General features: G+C 41.4%; 7 protein-coding genes and 3 pseudogenes. 4 read left to right on the plus strand and 6 right to left on the minus strand.

Translation table 11 applies throughout. The annotated features are described in order from the left end of the window. Positions 1–559 precede the first annotated feature (559 nt). On the plus strand, positions 560–1189 hold the full coding sequence (locus IM322_RS20550) for a PEP-CTERM sorting domain-containing protein (protein WP_287675441.1): 630 nt from the start codon (positions 560–562) through the stop codon (positions 1187–1189). Between the two features lie 62 nt (positions 1190–1251). Here the strand turns inward: IM322_RS20550 and IM322_RS20555 are convergent, their stop codons facing one another. The 3 genes and pseudogenes from IM322_RS20555 to IM322_RS20565 form a co-directional block, all read right to left on the minus strand. After that, on the minus strand, positions 1252–1974 hold the full coding sequence (locus IM322_RS20555) for a Uma2 family endonuclease (protein WP_287675442.1): 723 nt from the start codon (positions 1972–1974) through the stop codon (positions 1252–1254). 374 nt (positions 1975–2348) lie between these two features. Continuing rightward, a pseudogene (locus tag IM322_RS20560) lies at positions 2349–3233 on the minus strand (IS4 family transposase); the annotation flags it as partial. A gap of 120 nt (positions 3234–3353) precedes the next feature. Continuing rightward, positions 3354–3497, minus strand: a pseudogene (locus IM322_RS20565) (lipoyl(octanoyl) transferase LipB); the annotation flags it as partial. Positions 3498–3983: 486 nt separating this feature from the next. Between IM322_RS20565 and hpf the strand changes: the two are divergent. After that, on the plus strand, positions 3984–4583 hold the full coding sequence (gene hpf / locus IM322_RS20570) for a ribosome hibernation-promoting factor, HPF/YfiA family (protein ID WP_287675444.1): 600 nt from the start codon (positions 3984–3986) through the stop codon (positions 4581–4583). 58 nt (positions 4584–4641) lie between these two features. On the opposite strand, the gene IM322_RS20575 is transcribed toward hpf, so the two are convergent. Both IM322_RS20575 and IM322_RS20580 read right to left on the minus strand, forming a co-directional pair. Next, positions 4642–5052 (minus strand): Hsp20/alpha crystallin family protein, encoded by a 411-nt coding sequence (locus tag IM322_RS20575; protein WP_287675445.1) that lies wholly within the window; start codon positions 5050–5052, stop codon positions 4642–4644. 250 nt (positions 5053–5302) lie between these two features. Continuing rightward, entirely contained in the window at positions 5303–5944 is a 642-nt protein-coding gene (locus tag IM322_RS20580; RefSeq protein WP_286826447.1) for an L-threonylcarbamoyladenylate synthase, read from the minus strand. On the opposite strand from IM322_RS20580, the gene larC reads away from it, so the two are divergent. After that, positions 5921–7177: a nickel pincer cofactor biosynthesis protein LarC gene (gene larC, locus IM322_RS20585; RefSeq protein WP_287675446.1), complete on the plus strand. Its 1257-nt coding sequence runs from the start codon at positions 5921–5923 to the stop codon at positions 7175–7177. The two genes, IM322_RS20580 and larC, sit on opposite strands and share 24 nt — an antisense overlap. A 148-nt stretch (positions 7178–7325) precedes the next feature. On the opposite strand, the gene IM322_RS20590 is transcribed toward larC, so the two are convergent. After that, positions 7326–7778 carry a DUF29 domain-containing protein gene (locus tag IM322_RS20590; protein ID WP_287675447.1) on the minus strand — a complete coding sequence of 151 codons (453 nt, stop codon included), beginning with the start codon at positions 7776–7778 and terminating at the stop codon, positions 7326–7328. A 253-nt stretch (positions 7779–8031) separates the two neighbouring features. Here IM322_RS20590 and IM322_RS20595 point away from each other — a divergent pair. Further along, positions 8032–8178: pseudogene (locus tag IM322_RS20595) on the plus strand (ISKra4 family transposase); the annotation flags it as partial. Positions 8179–8506: the final 328 nt, after the last annotated feature.

Consider the following 8506-nt stretch of genomic DNA (forward strand, 5'->3'; position numbering starts at 1 on the left):
ACTCTATAATCAGTGATCAGTAAACAGTAATCAGTAAACAGTAAACATTAAAAAGACAGGAGGAAACTTCTATTTAATACTGCACACTTAAAAACTCACATCTGATAACTGATGACTTACCCACTGATAACTGATAACTGATAACTGATAACTGAGAGGTGCAACCCTGGAAGTTCTCAGATGCTCTATTAAAAATCAAGAAAAGCCGTCGTAAAACGACGGGGTTTTAACCCAAATTTTCGATAAGTAGGGCGTGTTACGCTGTCGCTAACATACCTTTATTTTTATAAGTAACTTAGAGTATTGTTAAGATTTGATAAATTTATTAGAGGATTGTTAAGATTTGATAAAGTTAACGGCAAGAGCTTGACATCTACAGAATTAAACATTACAAATCAGGCAGAACCAGATTTTTTAAGAGGTATTTAGTCATGACATTAGCTAAACTTATCAAAAACTCCATTGGGGGGGGGTATTACTTATCAGTCTTTCCATCGCTAGTGGAGTACAAGCTGTAAATGTCACGGTTCCTGGCACATCTGATGCTTGGCTTGCAGGGATGCCAAATGGATCTACGGCTTCCTTTGTAGATGTTGCTCCTGCTCAATCTCCTGTACAAGTGTTGGGACTTTCCCTTATTTCTGGACAAACCCTCAATTTCTCCGCATCTGGGGGAGTCAGCAATGATCCCTTCGAACCCTTGTATGGGCCGGATGGGGGAAGTTTTTTTAGCCATTTGTCTGGGAGTGAAAATGGAATTTCCGATATTACCGCTCCGCTTAATTCTCTTCTCGGTGTCTTTTTAGATAACAGCCAGCCAGATTTGACTCTTGCACCTGGATTTCTTAACTTTTATTCAATTGGACTCAATTTTTCTTCGTTAGCTCCACAAGTTAAGCAAGTTTTCTTCATTGGCGATGGACTGACAGGAACAAACAGTGGTGCTGTGCAGAATTTCATCGTTCCTACTAACGCAACTCGCCTCTTCCTTGGCACAATGGATGGTTATGAATGGTCTAACAACATTGGAAGTTTTGACGTAAGGGTCGAACAGGTTAATGACGTAAGGGTCGAACCGGTTAATACAGTCCCTGAACCTAGCACAATTCTGGGCTTAGGTTTATTGGGATTGGGGGCTTTCTGCCATCGCCAACTATCTCAAGGGAAGAAGTCAAAACAGGAGGATTGAGTTAATAACTTTGGGATTTATTTCAACAATTAATCCCCCTTAAGCTGAAGATTAATTAACTATTATAACAACTGTGTCGGGTCAATGCCCAATTCGCGTAATCGGGCAAAAGCGCGATCTCGCTCTTGTTGTGCTTGGTTGCGCTCTTGTTGCGCTTGGTCGCGTTCTTGTTGTGCTTGGTTGCGTTCTTGTTGTGCTTGGTTGCGTTCCTCAAAGAGGGTTTCAGGGTCTTTAAATCGTTCCCCATTGGGATAAAAGACCTCTAAACCCTCTTCAAACATCTCGAACCGAATCCCTAGGATTGGGGAAGTCCAAGGAAAATTCAAGGCCGTTACTGGGAAAAAATCCTCTTGCTGATTGGCCCGCACCAATCCCCAGAAATCATGGGAGTCTGGGTCATAGAAAAACATTTCTAATACCCCATACTCCCGATAGAAAGACTGCTTTTTGAGCATTTCCCTGGCACTATTGCTCGGAGAGAGGATTTCAAACACCACCTGGGGAGCAATATTGTCTTCTTCCCATTGTTTATAGCTGCCCCGCTCACCCGGTGGACGACCGAAAACCACCATGGCATCGGGAGCTTGGCAAGGAGCGGGTGGTACGATTACCTGGTGCGGATACCAGAGCAAATCCCCGGCAACAAAGACGGTTTGCTCTTTAAATAAATACTTGAGATTGGCAACCAAGCGAACAATCCAGCGATATTGAACTGTGTTGTCGGCCATAGGTTTACCGTCGGAGTCAGGATAGAAAAGTTGGGGTTCGATGGGTGCTTGAACCATGCTTTATCTCTTGCGATCGCATTTTTGCCTAACTTTATTGTATCATCGCAAATCCTCGGTTTGAAACTCTGTCCTAAAAGGACGACTTTGCCTTATACTAAATCCGTTGAGTATAGGCTACATATCAGGACAGGCAAAAGGCTTCGACGGTGAGGTCGGTCGAACCGCCGAACGGCGAAAGGGGGAATAAATAATCAGTTTTTAATAACAAGATTTAGTATTACATCTAAATTTTTAATAAAGTCGAGAAGGGTTGATTTTCTTGTAGGAGCGAAAGATTTCTTAAAATTTGGTTTTGCACTTAATAGTGGTTCTGAAGGATCTGGTACTTTTGCTTCTTTTCAGGTCTTTGATAGCAGCAATAACCTACTTGCTTCCTCTACTAAAATCACCTGTAATTTGACAGGTTGACGAGGGTTCGCCTTGGGGTAATGGCTAGGTACTTGTATTTCAAAACTGGCAAATCTAGCTGTTAGTTTAGCTAGTCTAGCCTCGTGATTAGGATTGCGTTTTACTTGCACATCTAGGCTACCACAGGCTTTAATTTCTCTGATGGATTGATGTAAATATTTAGTCTCTGGATGCCCTGACTTTTCCTTGTCTTCGACGAGATAGTTAACTTTTCGGTTATGAGTTCCTCAGATTAATAAATGAGAGTTAGGATTTCTTGACTGGGCAAATAAATCAAATATGTCTGCCTCACAATCTCCGATTGTTACTACTTGAATATCTTCGGGTATTTGTTGTTGTGTTTCTGAGCAAGAATTTAACCATCTTTGACTTTCTTTTTCTTGGGTTTCTCTTTTTTTTCGTTGCTTGGCAATCCCTAAATTCTTTTCTTCTCTTGCCCAGACCTATTGATTAATCAGTCCTAAAGGTATTCCGACCGGGGACACTCCTAATGTGGTATGAACTTTGAGACCAAAGGAGGTTTTACAATCTAGATAACCCATTCCTTTTTTGGCTTTTTGTGTCGTAAAGTCTAAACTGGTTGTGTCTTGCACTGCCAAAACTATTGGATGTTCTTTGATTCTTTCTACTGTACTTTTAGCTTGGGCAGCAATTATATCTGAGGGGTGAAAATAGGGGGAATTCCAAAAGTCATAGGTGGCACTCGCTGCCGCTAGATTTCCCGAAGCTTGTGGCACACTTGTACTAATTTGGCTGGCCAAGTTTTCCACGATACTGATTAACCTTTTCTTTCTTCTCCTGTCGCCTAGGTCTGCATACTGTAATTCTTGGGCTGCCCATTTCTCCATTTTTTTGCTCACCTGGACCTTGATTCCTTCTTTCAAAACTATACCTATCAATCGTCTCCCTTTTTTTTAAGTTTCTTCTCTTTTTGTTAAGAAAGATCCGACTAATGGATAGGGTATAAACGGGGGCTGTTCGAGTATTAGCAGGATATCAGGTAAGTCGGGATTAGCAATTCTCGCCCCACCAGCGATCGCTGTTGCCAAAGAATAGGGCGTAATTGCCCAAATTTTTAGCCCACAGGGACGAGGTATTTTTTGAGCATTCATTGCGAGATTTGTCAAATTATTTAAGAAATGTGAAGGAGCGCAAAGGAAAATTAAAAGAAGGGAAGATATAGATGTTGGGGAGAATACTAAGTGCTAATCTAAGGTTATCCCATCTATTCCGAGGTTAACCGTCGAACGGGAGAAACAATCACCGGATTCCCTTGCTGGCGGCAAAAATCAGTTTCTTTAAATGAAAGTTAACAGAACTTCGCATTTCTGTTAAGAGAAGGTTTAGAGAAACTTGTTAGAATAGAGGTAGATAAATCCAGTTGCAAATAGGCGCTCGACCCGATGAATTTTCCGTGCGATCCGACAAAAAAAAGAGAACGAGAACACCGACAATATCTAGACTGTGACCTCTAATTGACTTTCAATCAACAGCGCGATCGAGCAGTTTTTTTGAGGATTAAATTCCTGGCATCAACATCCCTTAAAAATAGTTGATGTGGGCAGTCCATAGCAAAATTTTTAGATGGAGTAGTGAGTATGAAGCTATTGATTCAGGGCAATAATATCGCTGTCACCGAACCTATTCATGATTATGTGGAACAAAAGCTGGAGAAAGCGGTGAAACATTTTAACGGCATAACCACAAAGGTCGATGTTCACCTCTCCGTGGAAAAGAATGCACGCATTCCCGATCGCCACAAAGCGGAGGTAACGGTTTATGCTAATGGAACAGTGATTCGCGCTCAAGAAGGAAGCGAAAATTTGTACGCGAGTATTGATTTAGTTTCTGATAAAATCGCTCGTCAACTCCGCAAGTATAAAGAAAGATTGGTGGATCATCGCACCAACGCCACCGTTAAAACTAGCGAGGTGGTGCAAGAGAAACCCTTAGATGATAACCTAATTGGCGATCGCACTCCCGAATTACCTGCGGAAGTAGTGCGGATGAAATACTTTGCCATGCCACCGATGACTATTGAGGAAGCACTAACACAATTGCAATTAGTCGATCACGATTTCTTTATGTTCTGCAACAAAGACACTAACGAAATCAACGTTATCTATCAACGCAATCACGGCGGTTTTGGTGTTATTCAACCCCGTCCCGTCAACCTAAATGGCAAAGAACTCCATTAACAGTTAGCGACTACAAATAAAACCAAAGACTGGAGAAATTCTCCAGTCTTTTTCTCATCTAACCAAGATTAACTTTAACCACTGTATTTTTTTCTGCCGCCGCTTTCGGGAGGGTGAGATAAAGAATACCGTCTTGATAGTTAGCGGTAACTTGGCTATTTTGCACCTCTACTGGCAGGGTAATCAAGCGACTAAATTTACCATAATAAAATTCGCTGTCTTTTACCTCGGCAGCGCATTCACGTTGCCCATTAATAGCCACCATTTGCTTGCTAACCTCCACATCGATATCTTTAATATCCATACCGGGTAATTCGATTTTTAATTCCACGGAATCCTCGTTAACGGAGATTTCCACCGGGGGACGAGATACCAATAAAGTTGTCGGTAATACTTCTTGAAAAAGTTGATCGATTTGACGTTGGACAGAATTAATTTCTAGGAAGGGAGAATAAAGAGTGAAAGCCATAGTAATAATTTCCTTGAGAGGTTTTCTCTGACTGCGATTATCTCCATCTTAAGCAACTAACTTGACTTCCACAAGGCGGTTTTCAGGAAATAAAAAGTCGCAATAACCGATACAGTTATCAGTTATCAGTTATCAGTTATCAGTGGCAAGTGGGAAGTTGTGGGGTGTGGGGTGTGGGGTGTGGGGTGTGGGGAGCAAAAAGCGGCCTTTTGCATGAGTGCATGAGTGCATGAGTGAATGAGTGCCTTCGTTATAACCATTGTTGTAATTCCGGCCAACCCAAACCCTGACGCACGATATCCGGTTGATCGCCGGTAAAATCAACAATTGTTGACACTTCCGAACCGGGAGCAGAACCATCTTCGATAATTAAATCAACGATATGATCGAGGGCATCGAATAACCTAGCGGATTCTAATCCCTTGGTGGGAAAATCCCCCTCCTGATCGGGAAGATGGGCAGAACTAGAGATAATGGGATTTTCTAGGGTTTCGAGAATAGTGCGACAGATAACGTGATCGGGAACCCGGATACCAGTGGTTTTCCGCTTTGGATTCATCACCACTTTCGGCACTAATTTAGTCGCCGGTAAGAGAAAAGTGTAGGGACCGGGTATGACTCGTCGCATAATCTTATAGGCATGATCGCTGACCACTGCGTACTCGGAAATATTCGACAAAGAAGAACAGAGAAACGTCAAGGGTTTATCATTAGATAGTTGCTTGATTTGGCGAACTCGTTCGACGGCAGATTTCACATTGAGATCGCAACCGATCGCATAGACAGTATCGGTAGGATAAAGCATAATTGCCCCATTTTTAAGGGCATGACAGATTTCTTGGATAGAACGTTGTTGGGGATTTTCGGGATGGAGAGAGTAAATAGTAGCCATGATAGCAAAATCGTCGCCTATTGGGATTGTCCCACGGGAATCGCCGGGGATATGTGTTTAGGGGCATTAGTAGATTTAGGAGTCCCCCTAGAATACCTGATTGCACAACTAAAAACTTTAGGAATTGAGGATGAATATCAGTTAAGGGCCGAAAAAGTGCATCGTCGCGGTCAAATTGCTACTAAGGTTCACGTCGATGTCACTGCCGAGAAGTGCGCTCATCATCACCACCATCACCATCATACCCCCGCTCGCCATTTACCGGAGATTGAAAATTTAATCAAACAGGCAAATTTACCCCAGAAAGTCCAAGAATGGAGTTTAGCGGTTTTTCAACAACTTGCGATCGCAGAGGGAGCCGTTCACGGGATCGCGCCAGAAAAGGTGCATTTTCACGAAGTGGGGGCAACCGATGCCATTATTGATATCGTTGGGACTTGTTTGGGTTTGGATTGGCTATCGGTGAGTGAATTATACTGTTCTTCTCTACCCACCGGCGGCGGTACAGTTCAGGCCGCCCATGGTCGTTTACCGGTTCCCGTGCCAGCAGTAGTACAATTGTTAAGTAATCGACAAGTACCAATTTATAGTAATGGCATCGCAGCGGAGTTAGTAACACCCACGGGGGCAGCTATTGTGACAACTTTAGCTAAAAGTTTCGGTAAACCGCCCAAAATGCAGTTAGAAAAGGTCGGTTTAGGGGCAGGGACAAAAGATTTACCGATTCCCAATCTTGTCCGGCTTTGGTTAGGGAAAAAAGCACCAGAAAAGCTAGATGAAATCGAAACTGTGGCAGTTTTAGAAACTCAAATTGATGACTTAAATCCGCAAGCGATCGCCTACTTAAGCGAGGCTTTATTACAAGCGGGGGCTTTAGATGTATTTAGTCAAGCAATTACTATGAAAAAATCTCGTTTGGGAATACTTTTGACAGTAATTTGTGGCTTGGATAAAATTGCTATTTGTGAAAATATGATCTTTCAGGAAACCACAACTTTAGGCATTAGAAGGACGATTCAAGAGCGATTAATCTTAAAAAGAGAGATACAATCGATCGATACTGTCTATGGTCAAATTCGGCTAAAAGTTGCCTACAAAGAGTCAATTAATCAACCGATTACCGTACAACCAGAATACGAAGATTGTGCCGCTATTGCCCGTCAGCATCATCTACCTTGGCGATTTGTTCATCAAATGGCCTTGGCTATTTGGCAAGAAAAAAATCAGTCTTGACAGCAGGGCGATTTTCTCATAAAACTGCCAGATTCATTGTTCAAAAGAACGTAGGTTGGGTTGAAGCATGAAACCCAACGCCCGCTCATGTTACGCTACCGTTAACCCATCCTACAAATAATTGTGCCTCCCTACTTATATCCATTGTTCAAAAGGTATTTTCAGGAAAATAATCCCAATTTAAAACCTGTTCTTGGGTAAAAGGACAATCAACCGGAAAAGTTTCTTTTGGTAAATTAGTTTCATTTACCGTCCCTCGCACTGCTTTTTGATAACATTCTGCGAAAATATCGGCTAAATAGGGTTTTAAGCTAGGACTATCCCTGAAAATAAGCTCTAATTGTTCTCTTTGCTCATCAATGGTATTTATCCAGCTATTAGTCCGTTTTTCTGGTTGATATTGCCATTTAAGTAAGTGCATCAAGAGAACTTTTAAACGGCCGAATATCTCCCGTCTATTATTACGTCCCATATCGGATATTTCTTCGATTAAGTTATCTAAATCAACGGCCTGTAAATTGCCCTTTTTTAAGTGATTGACGGTTTGCTCAATCCACAAATTAAAATCAGTTTCATAAAGCTGAGATAATTTAGTTTTCATGTTGATAATATCCCATTTAGAAGTCGGTAGTCGGTAGTAACGCACCACTCTCTTAACTTTAACCGTTCAGGGGAGGTATCAAGCAGTCAGTAATACTAAATCCGTTGAGTATAGGCTAGTTATGAGGAGAGGCACTCATGCAAGAGGCACTCATGCAAAGGGGAAAATAAATAATCAGTTTTTAATAACCAGATTTAGTATAACATTGACTCTGTGGAAGGACTCTCCCGGGGCAGCAGAGAAAGAACGAGTTTCTTTACTAGGTTCAGGCGCGATTGAATCGGGGATTAAACAAATTGGAAAGCGGGTTAAACTTTCGGGCGCACCGTGGCAAAATGAGAACGTTTCTTCTATTCTATCTTTACGTTGTGCCTATCTTAATGGTGTCTTGTCCAGATGATATTTTTACAAATATGAGATGCAGAGTATTTACCATAATTTATCTAGTTTTCAAGGTATTTTTTCTCTTTTTTATGATAAATTTAATTGTTGTACAAGTGCAAAAAAAACAGAGCAAAATGATAGTTTTTTCTGATACTTCTGACTGAATAAAGAGGGTATTTATACTAAATCCTGTTTTGAAAAGCTGATAACAATCAGTCATAAGTTAGCCAATGATAGTTAGTCAAGTTTTTAATTTCATTAGTCATTGTTTCGAGATACTGACAACGAGTTATCAGAATTTCTTCTAGTTCTTCAATTGTTTCAAAATACTCATTAACCAGAGG

It is taken from the genome of Microcystis sp. M109S1, from assembly GCF_020247025.1.
GTDB lineage: Bacteria > Cyanobacteriota > Cyanobacteriia > Cyanobacteriales > Microcystaceae > Microcystis.